Annotated in this window: 20 protein-coding genes; 7 read left to right on the forward strand and 13 right to left on the reverse strand. The window is 72.5% G+C overall.

The window, feature by feature from the left end:
- Positions 1-25: 25 nt before the first annotated feature.
- Positions 26-3,919 carry a hypothetical protein gene (locus ACIPXM_RS01635; RefSeq protein WP_401650664.1) on the forward strand — a complete coding sequence of 1,298 codons (3,894 nt, stop codon included), beginning with the start codon at positions 26-28 and terminating at the stop codon, positions 3,917-3,919.
- A 141-nt stretch (positions 3,920-4,060) separates the two neighbouring features.
- On the opposite strand, the gene ACIPXM_RS01640 is transcribed toward ACIPXM_RS01635, so the two are convergent.
- A complete protein-coding gene (locus tag ACIPXM_RS01640; protein ID WP_401650667.1) occupies positions 4,061-4,816 on the reverse strand; it encodes an SIS domain-containing protein in 756 nt (251 codons plus the stop codon).
- 150 nt (positions 4,817-4,966) lie between these two features.
- Here ACIPXM_RS01640 and ACIPXM_RS01645 point away from each other — a divergent pair, with 150 nt between their 5' ends.
- Complete coding sequence (locus tag ACIPXM_RS01645; RefSeq protein ID WP_401650669.1) at positions 4,967-5,659, forward strand: metal-dependent transcriptional regulator; 693 nt, start codon at positions 4,967-4,969, stop codon at positions 5,657-5,659.
- Between the two features lie 525 nt (positions 5,660-6,184).
- Entirely contained in the window at positions 6,185-7,036 is an 852-nt protein-coding gene (locus ACIPXM_RS01650) for an alpha/beta fold hydrolase (protein ID WP_401650672.1), read from the forward strand.
- Positions 7,037-7,060: 24 nt separating this feature from the next.
- On the opposite strand, the gene ACIPXM_RS01655 is transcribed toward ACIPXM_RS01650, so the two are convergent.
- The 6 genes from ACIPXM_RS01655 to ACIPXM_RS01680 form a co-directional block, all read right to left on the reverse strand.
- A complete protein-coding gene (locus ACIPXM_RS01655) occupies positions 7,061-7,546 on the reverse strand; it encodes a nucleotidyl transferase AbiEii/AbiGii toxin family protein (protein ID WP_401650674.1) in 486 nt (161 codons plus the stop codon).
- Positions 7,543-7,917 carry a hypothetical protein gene (locus ACIPXM_RS01660; protein ID WP_401650677.1) on the reverse strand — a complete coding sequence of 125 codons (375 nt, stop codon included), beginning with the start codon at positions 7,915-7,917 and terminating at the stop codon, positions 7,543-7,545. The genes ACIPXM_RS01655 and ACIPXM_RS01660 overlap by 4 nt, the downstream gene beginning before the upstream one ends.
- 67 nt (positions 7,918-7,984) lie before the next feature.
- A complete protein-coding gene (locus tag ACIPXM_RS01665) occupies positions 7,985-9,058 on the reverse strand; it encodes a DUF389 domain-containing protein (protein WP_401650680.1) in 1,074 nt (357 codons plus the stop codon).
- A gap of 85 nt (positions 9,059-9,143) precedes the next feature.
- Positions 9,144-9,950, reverse strand: coding sequence for a hypothetical protein (locus ACIPXM_RS01670; protein ID WP_401650682.1), 807 nt, complete (start codon positions 9,948-9,950; stop codon positions 9,144-9,146).
- Positions 9,951-10,099: 149 nt separating this feature from the next.
- The gene (locus tag ACIPXM_RS01675; RefSeq protein ID WP_401650684.1) at positions 10,100-10,333 is read right to left on the reverse strand and encodes a DUF397 domain-containing protein; all 234 of its coding nucleotides are present in this window, start codon (positions 10,331-10,333) and stop codon (positions 10,100-10,102) included.
- Positions 10,330-11,154, reverse strand: coding sequence for a helix-turn-helix domain-containing protein (locus ACIPXM_RS01680; protein ID WP_401650687.1), 825 nt, complete (start codon positions 11,152-11,154; stop codon positions 10,330-10,332). Before ACIPXM_RS01680 ends, ACIPXM_RS01675 begins: the two co-directional genes overlap by 4 nt.
- 81 nt (positions 11,155-11,235) lie before the next feature.
- On the opposite strand from ACIPXM_RS01680, the gene ACIPXM_RS01685 reads away from it, so the two are divergent.
- Positions 11,236-11,649: a hypothetical protein gene (locus ACIPXM_RS01685; protein WP_401650690.1), complete on the forward strand. Its 414-nt coding sequence runs from the start codon at positions 11,236-11,238 to the stop codon at positions 11,647-11,649.
- Positions 11,650-11,697: 48 nt separating this feature from the next.
- On the opposite strand, the gene ACIPXM_RS01690 is transcribed toward ACIPXM_RS01685, so the two are convergent.
- The 5 genes from ACIPXM_RS01690 to ACIPXM_RS01710 form a co-directional block, all read right to left on the reverse strand.
- Complete coding sequence (locus tag ACIPXM_RS01690) at positions 11,698-12,159, reverse strand: subtilase-type protease inhibitor (RefSeq protein ID WP_401650692.1); 462 nt, start codon at positions 12,157-12,159, stop codon at positions 11,698-11,700.
- 503 nt (positions 12,160-12,662) lie between these two features.
- Complete coding sequence (locus tag ACIPXM_RS01695; RefSeq protein ID WP_401650695.1) at positions 12,663-13,007, reverse strand: hypothetical protein; 345 nt, start codon at positions 13,005-13,007, stop codon at positions 12,663-12,665.
- Between the two features lie 171 nt (positions 13,008-13,178).
- Positions 13,179-14,861 (reverse strand): transporter, encoded by a 1,683-nt coding sequence (locus tag ACIPXM_RS01700; RefSeq protein WP_401650696.1) that lies wholly within the window; start codon positions 14,859-14,861, stop codon positions 13,179-13,181.
- A complete protein-coding gene (locus ACIPXM_RS01705; RefSeq protein ID WP_401650698.1) occupies positions 14,858-15,700 on the reverse strand; it encodes an ABC transporter ATP-binding protein in 843 nt (280 codons plus the stop codon). The genes ACIPXM_RS01700 and ACIPXM_RS01705 overlap by 4 nt, the downstream gene beginning before the upstream one ends.
- A 104-nt stretch (positions 15,701-15,804) precedes the next feature.
- On the reverse strand, positions 15,805-16,482 hold the full coding sequence (locus tag ACIPXM_RS01710) for a bifunctional DNA primase/polymerase (protein ID WP_401650701.1): 678 nt from the start codon (positions 16,480-16,482) through the stop codon (positions 15,805-15,807).
- Between the two features lie 303 nt (positions 16,483-16,785).
- Between ACIPXM_RS01710 and ACIPXM_RS01715 the strand changes: the two genes are divergently transcribed.
- Positions 16,786-18,168: a transcriptional regulator gene (locus ACIPXM_RS01715; RefSeq protein WP_401650704.1), complete on the forward strand. Its 1,383-nt coding sequence runs from the start codon at positions 16,786-16,788 to the stop codon at positions 18,166-18,168.
- A gap of 332 nt (positions 18,169-18,500) precedes the next feature.
- Complete coding sequence (locus ACIPXM_RS01720) at positions 18,501-19,829, forward strand: hypothetical protein (RefSeq protein ID WP_401650706.1); 1,329 nt, start codon at positions 18,501-18,503, stop codon at positions 19,827-19,829.
- An 89-nt stretch (positions 19,830-19,918) separates the two neighbouring features.
- On the opposite strand, the gene ACIPXM_RS01725 is transcribed toward ACIPXM_RS01720, so the two are convergent.
- Positions 19,919-21,223: an ABC transporter substrate-binding protein gene (locus tag ACIPXM_RS01725; RefSeq protein WP_401652437.1), complete on the reverse strand. Its 1,305-nt coding sequence runs from the start codon at positions 21,221-21,223 to the stop codon at positions 19,919-19,921.
- Between the two features lie 296 nt (positions 21,224-21,519).
- Between ACIPXM_RS01725 and ACIPXM_RS01730 the strand changes: the two genes are divergently transcribed.
- On the forward strand, positions 21,520-21,969 hold the full coding sequence (locus ACIPXM_RS01730; RefSeq protein WP_401652439.1) for a hypothetical protein: 450 nt from the start codon (positions 21,520-21,522) through the stop codon (positions 21,967-21,969).
- The last annotated feature ends 51 nt before the right edge of the window (positions 21,970-22,020 follow it).

Genomic DNA, 22,020 nt, shown 5'->3' on the forward strand with positions numbered 1-22,020 from the left:
TCACCGTCCGGGGGGACCGGTCTCCATGCCACGCCCATCCCGTACGGCGCTCAGATCCGCGCCGTACACCGCCCTCGTCGCCGCGTTCACGCTGCTGCTCGCCCTGCTGGTCCCGGTGCTGTCCACCGGTGTCGCGGTGGCGGCCGGGCAGCCCGCCGCGCCCCAGGCCGCACCCACGGCCGATGCCACGCCCGCTGTGCGGCCCAAGCCCGCGGTGAAGCCCAAGGCCGAGGCGGAGCCCGCGCCCCGGGCCGCCGACGCGCCCGCCGCCGCCGACTGCGCGCCGCTCACGCTCGCCCCGTACGGCGACCCGGGCACGGCCGTCGCGAAGGCGAGCCTCGCCGGGAACGGCACGGCCTGCTTCACCTTCACCGCCGAGCGGCCCGGCCTGCACCGCGTGCTGCGGCTCGGCCACTACGACACATACGTCTACGTCTTCGACAAGGACGGGACGGCGCTCGACTGCTACGACTACGACTGGGGCGCGGGCTGGTGCGACCTGCCGAGCGCGGGCACGTACACGGTGCGCCTCGACAACCAGTCGGTCGACCCCGACGAGTCGTCCCTGACGGTCACCCCGCTCACCGGCACCGAGGGCTGTCTGCCCGAGGTCGGCACCTCCTGGGACCAGGCCCCGCTGACCGGCAAGGTCCAGCCGCTGGGCGTCTTCTGCCGGCCGTTCAAGGGCGCACCGGGCGAGCGCGTCACCTTCGACTACCACCTCGTGGAGTACGGCGACGAGCGCGGCTGGATCACCGACGCCACCGGCCGTGTCATCTGTGACCCGAGGGCGCAGGGCGTGGGCTGTGTGCTGCCCGGCACGGGCCCGTACCGCTTCCTCGGCGAGGCGTCCGACGCCCGCACCGAGGCCAGGGACTACGAGCTGACGATCCGCCGTCTCTCCGACCCGGAGGGCTGTGGCACCGTCCCGGTCAACGCGTACGGCTCCGCCCCGACCGCCGTCACCCCGGTGACCGGCTGCAAGACCCTCACGGTGCCCGCCGACGGCACGTACGACGTGTACGACGTGGCCGAGGAGGGCCAGCGCACCCGGCTCCAGGTCTTCGACCGGGAGGGTGCCACGGTCTGCGAGACCTGGGCGGCCTGCGAGCTGAAGACCGGCGTCCGCTACACCCTGACCACGGCCCGCCCGACGCTGATCCTGGACCGGGCGGCCACCGACGGCTGCCGGACCGTCACGCCCGGCGCCGTGACCGGCACCTTCGCCGTGCCCGGTGAGATCGACTGCCTGCTCCTGGACCTGCCGGAGAACGCCCGCGTGGCGCTCCCCGCGGACCTCGGCGGCACCGGGCCCCGTCCCGAGCTCCAGGTCGTCAAGCCGGACGGCGGCTACCTGTGCGGCGAGGAGAACCTGTTCGCGGGCACCTGCGCGCTGACCGGCCCCGGCCCGTACCGGGTCCTGGTCTCCACCGACGACCAGGAGCCGAGCACCGGGGAGTACCGGACGCACCTGTACCGCACCGACGCGGCGAACGCCTGCGCGGTCTTCCCCGCGGGCGACTTCACCGCCACGGGCGCGGTGGCCCGGCCGACGACCGGCGCCGGGGTGTTCTCGTCCTGTCTGACGATCCCGGCCGACGCCCACAGCGCCCAGGAGAACGTGCAGATCACGGCGGACGCCGGGGCTCCCGCCGCGTCGTTCTCGATCCTCGACACCACCGGCAAGCAGATCTGCAGCGGTGGCTCGTCCTACGGCAGCTGGACCACCTGCGCCCTGACCCCGGGTCTCGCGCACACGGTGCTGCTCGTCGGCCGTGGCACGCCCGCCGCCTACACCCTGGCCCGGCGGGACGTCACCGAGACGGCCAAGGGCTGCGTGGCGACCCCGGCGACGCCCGTCGGCGGGCCGTCCGCGACCGGCACGATGGCCGGGGCGGGCGTGCTGGTGTGCCGTCAGGTCACCACCGGCGACGCCGCCGACGTGCTGCACCTCGACGTCCGCGACGCCAACGGCACCGCGAACGTGCTGGCGTACGGCGCGACCGGCGACGCGGTCGCCACCTGCGGCTACCGCAACAGGTCCTGCCAGGTCACCGGCTCCACCCGCTACCAGGTGATGGTGTTCGTCCCGGCCAACCTGAAGGCGGCCGGGACGTACCGCTTCGACGCGCTGCGCATCGGCACGAAGTCAGGACCGGCGCCGGAGTGCGAGCGGGTCCCGAACATCGCCTACGGGCACGGCCCGATCACCGGGCGCCTCGACGAGGCGCACACGGCGACCTGTCTGGTGCTGCCGACCGCGGCCCGTGACCGCTTCGACGTGAAGACCACCGACACCCAGGGCCGCGCGGACATCGCCGTGCCCGCGCTCTACGACGCGAGCGGCGACAACAACTGCTACGCCTGGGGGCAGGGCACCTACCAGTGCTACCTCCAGGAGCCCGGCCAGCGGAACCCGTCGCCGAGCACCTTCGTGCTGAGCCTGCCGGAGAAGGCGTCGGTGACGGACTACAGCACCCTGCTGGCCTGCTGGTCCTCGCTGTGCGGCACCGAGGAGATCTCGGTGGGGACGGTGTCCCCGGCCTCCGCCCAGGGCGGCAAGGTGGCCACCCTCACGGTGACCGGCACCTCGCTCCGGATGAAGGACTACGTCCGGCTCTCCAGCGGTGGGAAGACCCTGAAGGCGACCACCGTGTCGGTGTCGCCGGACGCCCGGACGCTGACGGCGTCGCTCGACCTGACCGGAGTCGGTGAGAGCAGCTGGAGCGTCAGCGTGATCATCAACGACGGGTACGAGTACCCGCGCGGCAGCTTCAGCGTCACCAAGCCGGCCGCGGGGCTCGGCACCTTCAAGCCGGTCACCCCGACCCGGATCATGAACACCATCGACGGCACCGGTGTCCGCAAGGGCAAGGTCGGCCCCGGTGGCACGGTGGTGCTCCAGGTGGCGGGCCGCGGTGGCGTCCCGGCGACCGGGGTGTCCGCGGTGGTCATGAACGTGACCGCGACGGCCCCGACGGCGGCGAGCTTCGTCTCGGTGTACCCGGACGGCACGGCCCGTACCTCCGCCTCGAACCTCAACTTCAAGGCGGGGCAGTCCGTCCCCAACCTGGTGGTCGTGCCGGTCGTGAACGGCAAGGTGGCGTTCTACAACAAGTCCGGTTCGGTGGACCTGCTCGCCGATGTGGCGGGCTACTACGTCACGGACGGCTCGGGCGCCACGTACCGGCCGATCACGCCGACGCGGATCATGAACACCCTCGACGGCACCGGTGTCCGCAAGGGCAAGGTCGGTCCCGGCGGCACGGTCGTGCTGCCGGTGGCGGGCCGCGGCGGGGTCCCGGCGACCGGGGTGACGGCGGTCGTCATGAACGTGACGGCGGTCGGGCCGACGGCGGCGAGCTTCGTCTCCGTCTACCCGGACGGCACGGCGCGTACCTCGGCGTCGAACCTCAACTTCGTCGCCGGGCAGACCGTGCCCAACCTGGTGGTCGTGCCGGTCGTGAACGGCAAGGTGGCGTTCTACAACAAGTCCGGTTCGGTCGACCTGCTCGCCGACGTCGCCGGGTACTTCACCTCCGACGGCACCGGCTCCGCGTACAAGCCGATCACGCCGACCCGGCTGATGAACACCATCGCCGGGCAGGGCGTCCGGCAGGGCAAGGTCGGCCCCCGGGGCACGGTCGTGCTCCCGGTGGCGGGCCAGGCCGGGATCCCGCTGACCGGCGTCACGGCGGTCGTCATGAACGTGACGGCGGTCGGGCCGACGGCGGCGAGCTTCGTCTCCGTCTACCCGGACGGCACGGCCCGCACCTCCGCGTCGAACCTCAACTTCGTCACCGGGCAGACGGTCCCCAACCTCGTCGTCGTGCCCGTGGTGAACGGCAAGGTGAGTTTCTACAACCACGCGGGGTCCGTGGACCTGCTGGCCGATGTCGCGGGCTACTACGTGTCGTAGGACCTGACAGACAACCGGCGGAAGAACGCGGGGCCACGGCGAACATGCGCCGTGGCCCCGCGCTCATTTCCGGCCTCGGTGGCGAAATCCGAGGGAGAGCTCAGCCATGAAATCCGCCGGGGGAGGCCCGGCGGCGAGGGCTCAGTGACGGAAGAAGATCCGGTCGCCGTACTCCGCCATCACCCGGCCGTTCCACTCGTGGCCGCCGTCGACGTTGCCCGAGCGCAGCAGCGGCGGCTCGATGCCGATCCGGACCAGCTCCTCGGCCGCGGCGGCCATGGTGGCCTGCATCAGGGCGCTGGTGACGACCGTGGAGGCGGGCGCGAAGGGGGCCTCGATGCCCTCGTGGGTGAGCTCGGCGTCGCCGACCGCGATGTGCGAGTCCAGGACGATGTCGCAGTGGTCCTTCAGGAACGTCCCCGACACGTGCCGCGACTTCGTCTCCGTGGCGTACGCCACCGAGGTCACGCCGATCACGGTCAGGCCGAGGGCCCGCGCGTTCATCGCCATCTCGACCGGCAGCGCGTTCCGGCCGGACAGCGAGATGATGATCAGCACGTCACCGGCTCGCGCGGGGGACGAGTCCAGGACCGCCCCGGCCAGCCCGTCGACCCGCTCCAGGGCCGAGCCGAGGGTCGCGGGCATCACGTCGACGCCGACGACACCCGGCACGGCCAGCAGGTTCATCACCGCGAGGCCACCCGCGCGGTAGACGACGTCCTGCGCGGCGAGCGAGGAATGCCCGGCGCCGAAGGCGAACAGCCGCCCGCCGCCCGCGACCGCCTCGGCGATCACCGTGCCGGCCGCCGCGATGTCCGCCGCGTCCTCGTCCCGCACCTTCTGGAGCAGGCCGATGGCGGCGTCGAAGAACTGTCCGGCCAGCTTGCTCTCGCCCATGGCGGCTACCTCTCCTCGTCGAGTCGCCGATCACCGTGCGGTCTGGACCATTGCTCTGTCAATACCGCCTCGCACGGGTGAGCCCCGGTTGTCGGTGCGATGCGTCAGAATTGGTGCCAGGGCCAGCGCACGACTCATTGAGGGGCACGTATGTCCGGACTGATCGACACCACGGAGATGTATCTCCGCACCATCCTTGAGCTTGAGGAGGAAGGTGTGGTCCCCATGCGCGCCCGGATCGCGGAGCGGCTGGACCAGAGCGGCCCCACCGTGAGCCAGACGGTGGCCCGCATGGAGCGCGACGGTCTGGTGGCCGTCGCGAGCGACCGGCACCTTGAGCTCACGGAGGAGGGCCGCCGCCTGGCCACCCGCGTGATGCGCAAGCACCGGCTCGCCGAGTGCCTGCTCGTCGATGTGATCGGTCTGGAGTGGGAGCAGGTGCACGCCGAGGCGTGCCGCTGGGAGCACGTGATGAGCGAGGCGGTCGAGCGCCGCGTCCTGGAGCTGCTGCGGCACCCGACGGAGTCGCCGTACGGCAACCCGATCCCGGGTCTTGAGGAGCTGGGCGAGAAGGCCGAGGCGGAGGCGTTCCTCGACGACTCGATGGTGTCGCTGGCCGATCTCGACGCGGGCGGCGAGGGCAAGACGGTGATCGTGCGCCGGATCGGCGAGCCGATCCAGACCGACGCCCAGCTGATGTACACGCTGCGCCGGGCGGGCGTGCAGCCCGGCTCGGTGGTGTCGGTGACGGAGTCGGCGGGCGGCGTCCTGGTCGGCAGCAGCGGCGAGGCCGCGGAGCTGGACAACGAGGTCGCGGCGCACGTCTTCGTCGCGAAGCGCTAGGTCGTGGCAGTGGCAGTGGCAGTGGCAGTGGCAGCGGCAATAGTCGTGTCCGTGTCCGTGTCCGTGTCCGTGTCCGCGGCCACGGCCGTCTAGAGCGTGCTGCCGGTCCGGGGTTGACGGTTCCGTCAACCCCGGACCGGTCCCGATGCCGGTTTACGGCGGAATCGCCCCGCCCGCGCCCCCGCCGTGCCACGCTGGTGCGATGAGGGCCGCCCTCCTGTGGGAGACGAAGAACCCCGGCGCCCGTGGGCGCCGGGGTCCGTCCTCCCCTGTGCTGACCCGGAGCCCCGAGCTCCCAGGGTCATCCCCTTCGGACCGTTTTCCCCGAGCGGTCCGCCTCCCGTTGAAGATCTCCCCTCGGCCGCAGCCGTCAATCCTTGAGCCCTGTCACTCGAACGTGGGGTGTTGAGTGCCGGAAGCACATTTTCGAATAAGAGTTCGATAGTCTCGCGGGGTAGGGCAGAGCAGAGCAGCGCCACGCGTTCACGATCCACCGGTCCACGGGAAGAGGGGGTGCCGAGCAGCATGGTGCGACGAATCGATGTCACGGGCGCCGACGGCGTACGGCTGGCGGCCTGGGACTTCACCGAACGGCCGGCCACGCCGACCGGCCCCGGCGTCTTACTGCTGCACGGACTCATGGGCCGCGCCGCCCACTGGGCCCCCGCCGCCCGCCGCCTCGCCACCCGTCACCGTACGATCGCCCTCGACCAGCGCGGCCACGGCCAGAGCGACAAGCCCGCCGCAGGACCCTTCACGCGCGAGGCGTACGTCGCCGACGCGATCGCCGCCGTCGAGCAGCTCGGCCTCGGACCGGTCACCCTCGTCGGCCACTCCATGGGCGCCCTCACCGCCTGGCAGCTCGCCGCCGAGCGCCCGGACCTGGTGCACGCCCTGGTGATCTGCGACATGCGGGCCTCCGCCCTCGGCGCCGCCTCCCAGCGCGAATGGCAGGACTGGTTCCGCCGCTGGCCCGTCCCGTTCCCCAGCCTCGACGCGGCCCGCCGCTGGTTCGGCGAGCTCGACCCCTGGCTTGAGCGGCCGAACCCGGCGCGCGGCGCGTTCTTCGCCGAGACCATGACCGAGCACCCCGACGGCTGGCGCCCGGTCTTCGACCCGGCCCAGATGCTCACCTCCCGCGAGACCTGGGTCCACGACGCCCACTGGGACTCGCTCGCCCAGGTCCGCTGCCCCACCCTCGTCGTCCGCGGCCTCGACGGCGAACTCGGCCGCGCCGAGGCCCAGGAGATGGTCCGCGTCCTGCCCCACGGCGCCTACGCGGAGATCCCCGACGCGGGCCACCTCCTCCACTACGAGCACGCCGAGGCGTGGTGGGAGGCGGTCACCCCGTTCCTGACGGGCGTCCTGACGGCCTGAGCGGGCGGGTGCGGTGCGGCAGGGTCAGCCCTCGGCGTCGTGAATGTCGTGAAGTCGGCGGTTGAGGCTGTCGGCCCAGCCCTGGGCCCAGGCCCGGATGTCGGCCGTCTCGGCCGGGGAGACCCCGTAAGCCGCGAACTCCTCGTCGTCGGACCATTCCACGCCGGCCAGCCGGTCGCGGAGGTCATCGAGACGGAACTCGTCACGGGCGTGCCGGGCGCCCAGGCGCTCCAGTTCCGTGGTGTCGCGGTGGTGGGATGCCGCGTGGACGTCGATGAAGTCGCGGACGGCCCCGCGGTCGGCCAGAGCGCGGACCTTGGTTCCGACGACGGAGTCGAAGGGCAGCACGGGGCCGTAGGGGCTCGGTGTCGGGGCGGCCCGGAAGTGCTCCTTGAGGATGTCCACCTCGCAGTCGTCGCCCGTGACCGGATCGGTGATCACCAGTGGATACGGCTCACCGATGTCGAGGACGGCGGCGAGCAGCCTGCGGTGCAGGTTGCTCAGGTTCATGCGGCGGGGGTGGCGGGAGCGCTGATCGCCGTGAGCTCGGGAAAGGCGGCTTCCCATACGTCCCGCAGGTGCCTGCTGATCAGAGTCCGCAGGACGGGCCACTGATCGAGGAGGAGGTCACGGTTGAGGAGGCGGACCAGGTCCTCGCGCTGCCCTTCGGCCAGGACGGTGCGGTACATCCCCATCCGCAGCCGAGGGCGATCCAGGTCGTAGGCACGCAGTCCCGACCATGCCACGTGCAGGGGGAGGTCCACGGTGCCGTGTTCAGGCCCGAGGAGAGCGTCCAGGGACGACGGCAACCGCTGCGTGTACCGGGCGTGCAGCACAGCGGTCGCGGAGAAGCCCGAGCCGGGGGAGGAGCTTGTCGCCATGCCTCCGATTATTCCGCCTCCTGCCCGCCACCGACAGCGCGGCCGTGCCGCAGGCCCGGGTCCCCGCTCAGCCCGCCGTGCGCGGCCCGTCGCGCCTGGCGCCCTCCACCGTGCAGCTGGTGCCGCCCGCCGGGCACCAGTGGGTACGTCCGCCCACCAAGTGCAGTTCCAGGTCCGCGTCCGCCATGCCCGCGCCGTCGAGGGCGATCCGCAGGGCGGTCGGCGCGGGCTGCGGCGGCAGTCCGAGCACCCCGACGACGATCACGCCGTTACGGGCTTCCAGCGACGCCAGCTCCCACGCCCCCGCATCGGCCCACTTCTCGGCGACCGGCCGCGCGTCCGCCGTCAGCGCCCGGTCCCGGGCCACCGTCACCGTCCCCGCCGTCAGCGGCACCGCCACGAGCACCACGACCGCCAGCACGGCGGTGAGCGTCCGCCCCCGGAAACCGCCCACGGCGAGCCCCGCCGCCCGCGCCCCGTCCCGTACCCGGTAGAGCAGGAAGACCAGCGTGCCGGTGGCCACGATCGCCGCCACGTTGGTCACGAACAGCAGCGCCGACTGGCTCGCGTCGTGATAGCGGCCGACGGTGATCAGCAGCCCCGTCACGGCCAGCGGCGGCACGAGGGAGATCGCGATGGCGACCCCGGGCAGCGCGTCCGAGATGTCCGTACGGACCAGCGCGAACGCCCCGACCAGACCGGTCGCCAGAGCGGCCAGCAGATCGATGAGGCGCGGGCTGATCCGCGACGACACCTGGCTGTTGCTCGCGAACGCGTCCGGCGGCGACACGATCCACCCCAGCAGCATCCCGACGCACACCACCGCCGCCGCCCCGCCGAGCACCAGCAGCGCGCTGCGCACCAGATGCGGCCGGTCGGCCAGCACGAGCGCGAGCGCGCTGCCCAGGATCGGCGTCATCAGCGGCGCCACGATCATCGCCCCGATCACGGTCGCCGTGGAGTCCCCGACCACTCCGGCGCTCGCGATCACCGACGCGAGCACCAGCAGCACCCAGAACCGACTGGCGCTCGCACTGCGCCACGACCGCTCGATGAACAGCGAATCGGCCATCCGCCGCGCGGCGCCCGCGTCGGTCCTCGTCCCCGCCGCCGCGTTCGTCCCTGCTCCAGCCTCTGTCATCAGCCCATCGTGGGCCCCGCGGACGGCCGAGCCGGGGAAGCACCCGTTCGTGTCCCCGCCCGAAAACAGACGTCCTTGCGAAGCTTCAGCTCGCGGCGAGCGCCTTCCCGTCCGTCCCGCACGGCAGCGGCTCGTCCGGGTGGTTGACCCGGAAGTCCCGCTCGGCCTGCCGCTCCGCCTCGCTGATCGCGGTCGGCTGGACGTCGATGATCCCGCCGAACGGCCGGTCCACGTCCCGGATGATGCACAACGTCGTCGTCAGCAATGCCGTGATCACGGCGAGGGTGATCAACTGGCCCCGGTTGTTCCTGCGCGGCAGACAGAACCCGAGCGCCACGACGGTGATCGTGAGAGTGGCCAGCAGGAACCAGAAGATCGCGCTCGGGATGGACGCGGTGGCCTGCGTCAGCCGTTCCTCGCGCTCGTCCGACCGCTTGTTGTCGGCCGCGATCAGCATCCCGAACACCGGCTTGCCCTCAAGCTGCTTGAACGTCCGCCGGAAGTCCGTCGACCACACGCTCGGCACCGGCGACCCCTCCCCGTCCGCCATCGCCGGCCACTCCTGCACCCGCACGGCCCGCGCGTAACAGACCGCGTCCGCCTGGATCTTGGCCCGCTGTGCCTCCGGCGCGTACTCGGCCGTCTCCACGAGCTGGTCCAGCGCCCGCGCCTCGCCCCGCGAGGCGACCTCCGCCTTCCCGTACGACCCGTTGGCGGTGACCAGTACGAAGGCGAGCAGCAGCACGGTCAGCGTGAGCAGCGGCCCGACCAGGTCCTTCACGGCCATCCCGGACCCGTCGTCCTCGCTCCCCATCACCAGAGGCCGGAGAAAACGGTTCGCCGCGATCCCGGCGAGCAGGGCGAGCACGGCGACGACGATGACGAGGACCACGAGGGTCACCTCCGGGGCGGGGCAGGGCGAGAAACAGGCGCGGCGGTCTCCTTCCGCGCCCGGTTCCCGGCTCTAACCGCCGAAACGTTGGCTCGCCCTCCATCGGGCGACCCGCTTGGGCCGCCCGGCCCTGCGGCCCCGGGGGCCCGCTACTCGGCGGAGCTGAGGAACGCCGCCCAGGCGGCGGGGGAGACGGTGAGGGAGGGGAGGGCGGTGTCCTTGGAGTCCCGGACGTGCACGGCGTGCGGGCAGGTGGCGACCTCGACGCAGTCGCCGCCCTGGTCGCCGCTGTACGAGGACTTCGTCCAGGAGACGGCGACCTCGACGCACTCGCCCTGCTCGACGCTGTAGCTGCTCTTGAACCAGTTGAGGTCGGTGCTCATAGCTCTCGTGCCACCTGTTCGATCAGTCGTACGGAGTCCTCCGGCGTGAGGGCCTGCGCCCGCAGCATGCTGTAGCGGGCGAAGACGTCTGACACGTCCGGCTGTTCGCTCACAAAGTACCTGCCGCCTTGTCCTTCGACGTAGACGAGCGGCTTGCGCTCAGAGGTCTCCAGCAGCGTGAACGAACCGTTGAGTCCGGCGTGCGATTCGCGGTCTTCTGGGATCACCTGAATCGTGACGTTGCGCAGGTCCGCGCACTCGCGCATGTACATCAGACACTTCCGGAGAACGTCCTTGCCGCCGAGCGGTTTGGTGAGCGCGCCCTTCTCCAGGACGAAAGTGACCACTGGCGGTGGAGTGCGGAAGAACAGCCGGTGGCGGTCCATCCGGGCCGCGATGTTGGCCTCGATCTCGTCCTCGTCCAAGGCCGGTACCGCACCGGTGAAGACGGCACGTGCGTACTCCGGGGTCTGGAGCAGCCCGGGGACGAGCTGGGGCTCGAACTTGTGGATAACGGCGGCCTTGGCCTCCTCCTCCAAATAGTCCTCGAACCACGCCGCGACACCACTCGCCGTCACCTCTTGCGCGACCTCGATCAGTGCACCTTGTGCACGCAGGAACTTGTCCGCGACGGGGACGAAGTCCCCCCTCGCCTTCCGCTCGCCGCGTTCGATCATCGCCACCTGGGACTTGGAGTACCCGGTCACCGTCCCCAGCCGCTCCATCGAGACCTTCGCCCGCTCGCGATAGAACCTCAGCAACCGCCCGAACGCCTTCGCGGCCCCCGGACTCCCCTTGCTCGCCTTGCTTCCCTTGTTCACTCCCGACCTCCCACGTGCACAGTCCGCCACAACAGCTCTGTGGCGCTGGTCACAGTGAATCGGAGCCGGGAAGCTTGCGTCATGAATTCGCGCAAGTCACTTGACAAGGTGCCCTCTTGGGTACCGGCGACGGGCCACGCGCTCCGTCACACCGGCGTCCACTTCGACGCCGTCCGCATCGGCGGCTTCCTCGGGGAGGACGTGGCGTACCGGCTCATGGAGTTCACGGACTTCCACGCCGGGCCGATCGTCCGCGCCGACACCGGCCCCCGCTACCACTACTTCCTCGTCCCGCCCGGCTCCGCCGCCGCGCACGCCTGGCCCGCTCCCGTACGGGCCCTCGGGCGGGACGGGAGCGGGGGTGAGGCGTTCGTGGGGGTGCCGGCGCTGGAGGGGGTGACGTGGCCGTTGGGGTGGCGGTCGCGGCCGACGGACGAGGATCCGTTCGTGGAGCCGGAGTTGCTGCACATGATGGTGGGCCGGGCCCTCGCCTGAGCCGAACGGCTCGTACGACCGCTACCGCCGCTACCGGGGGCGTACGGCCTAGAAGCCGAAGACCGCGCCGCCCGCCGTCTTCGCGTGCATCTCGCAGGCGTTGCCGTACGTCGCCGACCAGCGCACCCGCTTGCCCTGCCAGACGCCGTCGCCGGTCATCGTGACCGGCTGCCACTCGCGCGTACAGGGTCGGCCGCCGGACGGGGCGGCGGCGGTCAGGCGGGCCAGGTCACCGCCGACGGAGGCGAGTTCGGAGCAGGCGGCGGCGGGGTTCGGGTGGGTGCCGGTGGCGGTCGGGGTGCAGGAGAGGGTGACCGCGCGGACCACGGAGGCCGTGGCGGGGCGCTCGCCGGGGCCGGTGGTGAGGACGAGGACCGAGGGGGCGTAGAGCCCGGTGGTGTCCATGGGGGCGGCCTCGGCCGTGCCGGAGCCGGCGAACGCGGTGCCTACCAGGGCGAGTCCGGTCGCGGTGGCGAACGCCGTGGCGCCGAGGGTACGGATGTGACGCATGGGGTTGTCCCTTCGCAAGTCACGTACGGGGGTCTCGTACGGGAGGTACGGATGTGACGGGGGGTGCGAGCCGATCGGCTGCGGTCCGGAGTCTTGCCGACGCGGAGAGTGATCGCACATCGGTCCGCGTTTTCCGGCCGCACGCGCGCGTGGGCGGTCAAAAGGCTGGGACCGACCGGTCGTTCGGGCATCGGGAGGAGGGGGTTCCGGTCCGCCGTCAGGCGCGCGGCGGTCGCCCTGACCACCCTCCCGGCCTACGGCTTCCTGGGAAGGCGGGGCGAGAGCTTCCACTTGACGCGCGTCCACACCGCGCGCGAACTCGCACTGGGAAGGGATCCGTGCTGAACGGTCGGTACGGGCCGGAGCGGCCGGTTAGCGAGGCGCACGCCCCGTACATGTGTCCGGATCGTGCCCGGTGTCGCCCCGACCGGCGCGGCGGGGAAACGCGAAGCCCCCGCCCCGCGCCCCTGAAGGGCCCGGAACGGGGGCTGTGGCTCAGCGGGTCACGACGCCCAGACGACTCCGCCGGTGCCGCCGACCTTGACCCAGCCGGGGCCGTAGGCGGAGCAGTACGCGTAGGACGTATTGCCGCCGCTCGTGATCACACCGCGCCCGGTCTTCTGCTGGCTCCCGTTCCTGCACGTCACCTTGGCGTAGTAGGCGCGGGTCGTGGCGCACTTCACACCGTAGGTGTAGTTGTCGGTGTCCCAGGGCGTGCACTCGGGCGGCAGCGCCTGCTCCTGTGCCGCCGGGCCGTTCACGGCCTGCGCCTGGGCCGGCAGCACGAAGCCGCCGGCGACGAGCGAGGTTCCCAGCATCAGACCTGCAAGAAGGTTGCGTGTGCGCATGGCTCCTCGAATCTGTGAGTGGACGGTGGTTCGCACGGTCGTCGGCGCCTCACCGCTGATCGCCGGGACCGACCGCCCAGAGCCTGTCCGCCGGGGAACCGCCGGCGGAAGGCCCGGGCCTGTCCGGGACATGTCCCGGACAGGCCCGGAACCACGCCCGGCGCCCTGACCTCAGCCCTTGCTGACCGCCGCCAGGATCTCCGGCAGCCGCTTCGCCATCCGCGGCGCCGCCAGCTTCAGCGCGCCCCAGGCGACCAGTGCGCCCCAGGCCGTGCCGATCGGCAGGATCAGCCACAGCAGCTGCTCCTGGTCGGTCAGGTGGAGGGCGATGTTCAGGCCGATGACCGGGGTGCAGAGCAGCGCGCCCGAGAACATGCCGCCGAAGATCGACATCCAGGCGAGCCCGCCCTGCCCCGGCGCCACGTTCTTGTAGGCGCTGTCCTGCGGGATCGAGTACGGGAAGCTCACCGAGGTCAGCGCGCCCGTCCCCATCATCGCGCCGAGCACCGCGAACGCCGTGCCGAGCGCCTCGGGGAAGGAACCCCAGCTGTCGCCGCCGATGACCAGCGCCGTCGCCACGACCACCAGGAGCGTGTACGGGACGGTGACGAGCAGCAGCGCCATGGCCCGGGCGCGGAGTTCGGCGTACGCGTCGGCCTTCGTCGAGATGGTCTGCGCGACCATCCAGAAGGCCGAGGTGTCCTGGCCGAACTGGTTGTACATCTGCACGCCGAGCATGCCGGAGGCGAAGACGGCGAAGTACAGGGTGCCGAGGCCCTGGAGGGCGTTGAAGATCGGGACGAGCGCGCCGACGGCGAGCGAGGTGACCCAGGCGCCCTTCGTCTTCGGGTCGCGCCAGATGTAGCGCAGGCTGCGCTCCATCACGGCGCCGGTACGGCCGCCGGGCAGGATCCGGCCGAGCCGCCCGCCGATGGCGCCGTCCTTGCCCTTCGCGCCCTTCTTCTTGTCCTTGCCCTCGGCGGAGGCGCCGATCGTGGAGCCGTCCGGCTCGACCATCAGCCGTACGAGGGAACGCTGCCACCAGTACGCGAGGGCGGCGAGCGCGGCGGCCGTCAGGAGCAGCTTCGCGGCGGCCACGCCGTAGTCGCCGGAGCCCGCCGCGTCGATCGCGGACACGGCCGCCGCGGGCGGCAGCCAGCCGATGACCTCGGCGGCCGGTTCGAGGCTGGACAGGCCGCCGGCCTGGCTGAGCCGCTGGGCGCCGAAGTTCACGAACTGCATGCCGACCGCGATCAGCAGGCCGGACAGGACCGCGAGGTCGCGGCCCTTGCGGGAGGTCAGCAGCCGGATGTTGGCCGCCGCGACGGCCCGGGACAGGGCGACGCAGGTGACCACGACGAGCGGTACGGCGAGCACGGCGACGACCGTCCCGGCCGCGCCGTGCCCGAGCGCGAGGGCCGCGCCGATCGCGAGGATCAGGGTGAGCGCGGGGCCCACGCCGACCAGCGAGGCGACGAGCAGCGCCCGTACCAGCGGCCGGGGCAGCAGCGGCAGCATCACGAGCCGCGACGGGTCGAGGGTCTCGTCGCCGCTCGGCACGAACAGCGGCATGACCGTCCAGGACAGCGTGAGCACGCCGACCAGGAGCACCGTGATGGTCGCGGCGTCGGAGTGGCCGCGCAGCAGCGTGAAGCCGAGCATCATGCCGGCCGCGAAGAGCACGGCGACGACGATCGAGGCGATGTACGCGGCGGTGCGGCCGCCGGACTGCTTCAGGCCGTTGCGCAGCAGGGCGAGCTTGAGCCGGACGAAGACGCCGGTGAGCGAGGGCGCGTCGGCGGGGCGCGGGGCCGCGCCGGGCGTCGCGGGGGCGGCGGGGGCGGCGGTGGTCATCGGGCCGGACCGCCCAGCCAGTCGAGCGTCTCGCCGTTGTCGCGGCCGTGGGCGCCGACCAGTTCGAGGAACGCGGCCTGCAGCGAGGGCGCGTCGCCCCGTACGGCGGCGAGCGGGCCCTGCGCGCGGATCTGGCCCGCGGCCATCACGGCCACCCAGTCGCACAGCGACTCGACCAGCTCCATGACGTGGCTGGAGAAGACGACGGTGGCGCCGGAGGAGGTGTAGCGCTCCAGGACGCCGCGGATGGTCTGCGCGGAGACCGGGTCGACGCCCTCGAACGGCTCGTCGAGGAAGAGGACTTCCGGGTTGTGCAGCAGGGCGGCGGCGAGGCCGATCTTCTTGCGCATGCCGGTCGAGTAGTCGACGACCAGCTTGTGCTGGGAGCCCGCGAGGTCGAGGACGTCGAGGAGCTGGGTGGCGCGCTTGTCGACCTCGGCGCCGGGCAGGCCGCGCAGCCGCCCGCTGTAGGCGAGGAGTTCGCGGCCGGAGAGCCGCTCGAACATCCGCAGGCCCTCGGGCAGGATGCCGATCCGGGACTTGACCTGGGCGACGGACTCGGGGTCGGCCCACACGTCGTGCCCGGCGACCAGGATGCGGCCCGCGTCGGGGCGGAGCAGTCCGGTGATCATCGAGAGCGTGGTGGTCTTGCCCGCGCCGTTGGGGCCGACCAGGCCGATGAACTTGCCCGCGGGCAGCACCAGATCGATCCCGTTGACGGCGATCTGCTGGCCGAAACGCTTCCAGAGCCCTTCGACCCGGACCGCGGGCACCGCGCCGGGTTCCGGCTGGCCGCCCTTCGGTCCGGACGTTCCGTCGTATGCCTGGTCAGGCACCATGTTGCGTCAACCCTTCGGTTGTCCCCGTGTAGACGGGCACCACCTTACGGCTGAGCGTGTTCGCGCCATATGGCTTATGCGGCCATGCGGCTGTGGGGGAGGGGTCAGGCGCGGCGGGAGCGGGAATCGGCCGCCTCGCGGCCGCACGCGTACGCCAGCGGGGAGATCAACTCCTCGACGTCCGGCAGCCAGCGGTTGGCGGCGGTGGGCTTACGGGCCCACTGCACCGCCCCGTAGCCGCCGACCCGGGTGGGCGGCGCGGCCACGTAGTACCCCTCGCCGCGGATCGACAGGTCGATCGCCGACGGCACCCAGCCCATCTTCAGCACCAGCTCGGGCACCTTGGCACCGGCGCCGGGCAGCACGAAGAAGAACATCCGGCGGTCCGGGGTGCAGGTGACCGGGCCGAGCGCCAGCTCCATGCGCTCCATCCGGGCGAGCGCCAGGAACCCGGCCGACTCGGGGACCTCCAGGGCGTCGAAGGTGCGGCCGGTGGGCAGCAGGATCGACGCCTTCGGCTGCTTCGACCACATCCGGCGGGCGCCGACGGCGCTCCCGGTGGCCTGGGTCGACCAGTCGGGCCTGGCCGGGTGCGCGCCGGGCGAAGGGCACGCCTCCGCGCCGCACGAGCAGCGTTCCCTGCCTTCGGCCGCCTCCAGCCAGGTCCCGGGGAACACGTCCCAGTGGCGCTCTTCCGCGTACCGCACGGCGCTGTCCAGAAGCAGCTCGCCTCGCTGCTTGGGGATCTGTGCGGCGTCCGTGACTCCGATGGTCTCTTCCACGTCGAAGACAACTCCCGCCGTCACCTGGGGTTACGGGCGTCGCGGAGCGTGGTGTGACGCATCGATCCTGCATACGGGGCGCACGGGTGCACGGGCGGGGGCGCGCGTGGGGCCGGGAGCGGTGGGCGGGTATCCACTGTCAGGGGGCGTCGGTGCCGCGTGCCGTGCTGCGGACGGCCGGCCGACGTGTCCGGTTTCGCGTGTTCACATCTGCATTGACCGGATATCTGTCGGGCAGTGATCAGCCAGGATCGTCCCAGGATCGTCCGTCGATCACCGCACCGGCCTCAGGGGGTAGTCATCATGGCAGCCAGGCCACTCGTCGCACGCCAGCCCAACGAACGGCTCCAGGCGCTCATCCAGGAAGCCGGCTGCTCCAACGCCGGTCTCGCCCGCAGGGTCAACATGGTCGGCGCGGAGCGCGGCCTCGATCTGCGGTACGACAAGACGTCGGTGGCCCGCTGGCTGCGCGGCCAGCAGCCGCGCGGGCGGGCGCCCGGCATCATCGCCGAGGCGCTGGGGCGCAAACTCGGGCGCACGGTCACCATCGACGAGGTCGGCATGGCCAACGGCCGCAATCTCGCCTCGGGCGTGGGCCTTCAGTTCGCGCCGACCGTGCTCGGGGCGATCGAGCAGGTCTGCGAGCTGTGGCGGAGCGACGTGGGGCGGCGGGACTTCCTGTCCGGCTCGACGGTCGCCGCGTCGGCGCTCGTCGAGCCCAGCAGGGACTGGCTGATCACCGGCGCGGACCCGCAGGTGGCCCGGTCCGCCGGGGCCCGGGTGGGGCCTTCGGACGTGGCGGCGGTACGGGCGATGACGCAGGCCCTCGTGGACCTGGACCGGCAGTTCGGCAGCGGGCACGTGCGGCCGGTGGTCGTGCACTACCTGAACAGCGTGGTGTCCGGGATGCTGTCCGGCTCGTACCGGGAGGCGGTCGGCCGTGAGCTGTTCGCGGCGGTGGCGCGGCTCACCGAGCTGGCCGGGTACATGGCGGTGGACACCGGGCAGCCGGGGCTCGCGCAGCGCTACTACATCCAGGCGCTGCGGCTCGCGCAGGCGGCGGGCGACCGGGCCTACGGCGGGTACGTGCTCGCCGCGTCGATGAGTCACCTGGCGGCGCAGCTCGGCAACCCGCGCGAGATCGCGCAGTTGGCGCGGGCCGCGCAGGAGGGCGCGCGGGGGCAGGTGCCGCCGCGCGCGGAGGCGATGTTCCTGGCGGCGGAGGCGCGCGGGCACGCGCTGCTCGGTGACGCGCGGGCGTTCGGCGAGGTGGCCGGGCGGGCGGAGCGGGCGCTTGAGCTGACCGAGCCGGAGAGCGGCGACGACCCGCACTGGATCGCCCACTTCGACGACGCGTACCTCGCGGACGAGCTGGCCCACTGCCACCGGGACCTGGGCCAGGCCCGGGAGGCGGCCCGCGCGGCCGAACGCTCCCTGGCCGGCCACCCGGAGAGCCGGGCCCGCCGCCGCGCGATCGGCCTGGCCCTGCTGGCCACGGCCCAGGTCCAGCAACGCGAGGTCGAGGAAGCCTGCCACACCGGCACCCGCGCCCTGGACCTCCTGGCCACCCTCCGCTCGTCGCGCGGCGCGGAGTACCTGGGCGACCTGAAGGACCGCCTGGAGCCGTACGCGGGCGAGTCGGTGGTCCGCGAGTTCGGCGCGCGCCTGGACCTGCACGCGGCGTAGCCCGCGTTCGCTCGTGTTCGCTCGCGTCGCTCGTACGGGGCCGGTGGAGGCACGGGGTGGTGCGGAGGGCGTACGGGCGGGGCGCGGGGGCCTGGCGGGCGGCCGGGCCCTGGCGGGCGGCGGGCGCGGGGTGGGCGCGGGGTGGGCTGTGCGGACCCGGGCGGGGTACCGGGCCCGCGCGGGCGGGGGTGGGCGCCGTGACGCCTGTGCGCTGTGTAGCAGGTGGGGAACAGGATGGTCGGACGTGTGTGCGGCGGTCCGGGGGTACCCGGTAGCGTGAGCCGACCATTCCGTAGGTCCAGCAGTCCATCCGTCCATCAGTAGGAGTCCCGGTGACGCACAGCGGACAGGGGCCGGAGCCGCAGTATCCGGCCGCCCAGCCCCTCCCCCCTGAGGTGACCCCTGGCGGCCCCTCGGACGCCCAGGCGACGCAGTACCTGCCGCCGGTCCCGGCGCAGCCCCCGGCCGCGCCGCCCGCCGCGTACGGCTACCCGCAGCACCAGCCCGCGCCGCAGCCCGGTTACGGCTACCCGCAGGCCGCGCCCGCGCCGCAGCCGGGATACGGATACCCGGGGCCGGACGCCCAGGCCACCCAGTACATCGCGCCGGTGCCCCCGCAGGGCCCGGGCGCGGGCGCGGACGCCCAGGCGACGCAGTACCTGCCGCCGGTCCCGGGCGGGCCCGCCGGGCCCGACGCGCAGGCGACGCAGTACATCGCGCCCGTACCGCCCCAGGAGTACGCGCCGCAGGCCCCGCACGCGCCGCAGACCCCGCACGTACCGCAGGTCCCGCTGCACCAGGAGCGGCCGCCGCTCGCGGACTTCGACAACCTGTTCCGCAGCGAGACACCGGCCGCTCCGCCGCAGCACCAGGCTCCGCCCCAGCACCAGGCTCCGCCCCAGCACCAGGCCCCGCCGCAGTACGCGCCGCCGCCCGGCTACCAGCAGCAGCCCCCGCCGCCCCCGCAGCAGTACGGCTACCAGGACGCCTACTACGACGACGAGCCCGAGCCGCCGCGCCGCCGTTCGCCGCTCGCGCTGATCGCCGCCGTCGTCGTCGGGTGCGCCGTCGTCGGGCTCGGGGTCGGGGCGCTGCTCAGCGGGGGTGACGACGACAGCAAGGACAAGGCGGCCGACAAGGGCGGCCAGAAGGTCGCGGCCAGTTCGGCCGCGCCGTCCGGGCAGCCGTCCGACGCGGCCGACGATCCGGCGAAGGGGCAGGCGCAGTCGCTGGACAAGCTGCTCGCGGACAGCAACAACAGCCGTGACGCGGTGATCCGTTCCGTCGACGCGATCCGCCGCTGCGACAACCTCGACCAGGCCGCCACGGACCTGCGCGGCGCGGCCAACCAGCGCCGTGAGCTCGTCACCCGCCTTCAGGGGCTCAAGGTCGACCAGCTGCCGGACAGCTCCGCGCTGACCGGCGCGCTCACCAAGGCGTGGCAGGCGTCGGCCGCGGCCGACGACCACTACGCGGCCTGGGCCGACCAGATGAAGAACAAGAAGGCGTGCAAGGGCGGCAAGGCCCGGTCGACGCCGCAGACGGTCGAGGCGACGAAGAAGAGCAACGAGGCGACCACCGCCAAGCAGCAGGCGGCCGGGCTGTGGAACCCGACCGCCGACAAGTACGGCCTCTCGAAGCGCCAGCCGAGCCAGCTCTAGCCGCTGGCCGCTAGCCGCTGTCCGGCCCGGGGGCCCGGCCGAGCTCCCCGGGTCCCGGCCCACGGTCCCGGCCCCCGGTCCCGGCCGCGTCACGGCGCGGTCAGGACCGTCTCGCCCACATCCACGAACCCGGGCTTCTGCGCCACCAGCTGACCCTGCCGTACCACCTGGAACGTCACGTCGTGGTTGACGATCCGCGGGAAGTCGCGGGCGCCGAGCAGATCGTCGTAGCGCCAGCGCAGCGGCGGGGTCAGACCGCCCGTGTCGATCTTCTCGCCCTGGTCGAGGGCGTGGCTGATCTGCAGCGAGGTGATCTTCTCGCTGTCCAGCGACTCGATGACCTGCTTGAGCACGGTGTAGGCGATCCACGTGGTCTGCACGCCCGCGTCGGTCGGGTCCACCCGGTTGTCGACGAACGCGTGCTCCTTGATGACCTTCTTCATCGGGTTCCACGCGTCGCTCTCGGCACTCGGGTACCAGCCGGTCACGTACGCGCCCTCGAAGGGGCTGTGCGCGCCGCCGGAGCGGTCGATCAGCGGCTGGCCGACGCTGCCGAGCACCGAGGAGATCCGGATCGCGTCCCCGTCGCCCGCCTTGCCCTCGCCGCCCTTGCCCTCGCCGTCCTTCCCCTTGTCCCCCTCGCCCGGCAGCCGCCGGAAGGAGTCGAAGAAGGTCTGGGTGCGCTCGCCGAGCACGGCGGTGACACAGCCTTCGTCGTCGCCCGCCTTCGTCCGCGCCTTGTCCGCCGACTCGGTGTACTCGGCGGCGTCCTCGCGCGCCGGGATGTCGATCGCGTTGCGGTGGCTGGCCTTGCGCAGGCCGGAGTTGAGCAGGTCCGGCAGCTTGTCGCCCGCGATGGTGTCGGGGCGGACCAGCGAGACCTTCCGGCAGCCGGACGCGAGCTGCATCCCGTGCCCGGCGAGCAGCGCCGCCTGGCCGCCGTTCACGGGGTAGGACAGCGGGCTGCTGAACTCGTCGTCGGATATGCCGTAGCCGCCGATGTACGGGATGCCCGCGGCCTCCAGGGGCGCCATGAAGGCGCGCCCGAACTGGCTGTACGAGCCGACGACGGCGACCGCGCCCTCCTTGACGGCGCGGCGGGCGCAGGCCGAGGCGCCCGCGTTGGTGTTCTGGTCGTTGCAGGTGAGGATGCGCAGCTGGTGGCCGTCGATGCCGCCGTTGGCGTTGACCCACCGGGCGTACGCCTGGGCCATCGCGGGCATTCCGGGCATATTGGTGGCGCGCGTCTGGTCGGGGGCCCAGGTCATGACGGTGACGGGCTCCCTGGAGCCCCCCGTGGCACCAGGGATCACGCCGCAGCCGGCGAGCAGCGACGCTCCGGCCGCCGCCGTCGTGACGTACGCGAGGAGTGAGGAAAGTCGCCTACCGGTCATGGCCATGCACAATTCCGCCTCATGGGTAACGCGACAGTGAGCGAGATTCAACGCAGAGTGTCGCGGAGGTGAATTGCGGGGGTCGGGTGAACCGGATCCGGGGTGGAGAACGTTGTCGGTTCGGCGGAACGTACGATCGAAGCGTGTCCAGCACCGCCCCCGACTCCGTCGCCCCGGCCCACGAGTCCACCCCCGAGTCCACCCCCGAGTCCACCCCCGAGCCCACCCCCGAGCCCGCCGCCGTCACCACCTCGCGACCGGCGAACCCTTCCCGTCGCGGGCGTCGCTCCTCCACCATGGGCGGCATGCCGCTCAACGACATGCCGTGGTGGCGCTGGCGCGCCAATGTGCGCTCCGCGCTACACATGCTCTCCGACCCGGGGTTCCACGAGACGACCTGGCTGGCCGGCCAGGACGGGTTCGGCGACGTCACCGACGCCGTCTACCGCCTCGTCGAGGACACCTGGCTCGACAACTGGTCCGCCGAGAAGTACGTCGGGACGGTCTTCCGCGACTCCGGCGAGGCCGCCCTGGTCGACGTCGCCGTGCTCCGGGTGCTGCGCATCATGCACCAGGTCGGTCCGGACGCCCCGGTCTCCGCGTACCTGGAGCACCACGGCTGGCCGGAGGCCGTACGGGCCGCCCGCGAGGCACACGTACGGATGGCGACGGCCGACGGCGAGGACCCGGACGTGCCGCCGCGCTCGCTGGAAGTGCTGCGGATCATGACCAGGGCCGCTTCCTGAGACCGCGGTCGTCTGCTGAGGCGGCGGTCGCTTCCTGAGGCGGCGGTCGCC

The sequence above is a fragment of the Streptomyces sp. NPDC090025 genome (assembly GCF_044748125.1).
Lineage (GTDB): Bacteria > Actinomycetota > Actinomycetes > Streptomycetales > Streptomycetaceae > Streptomyces.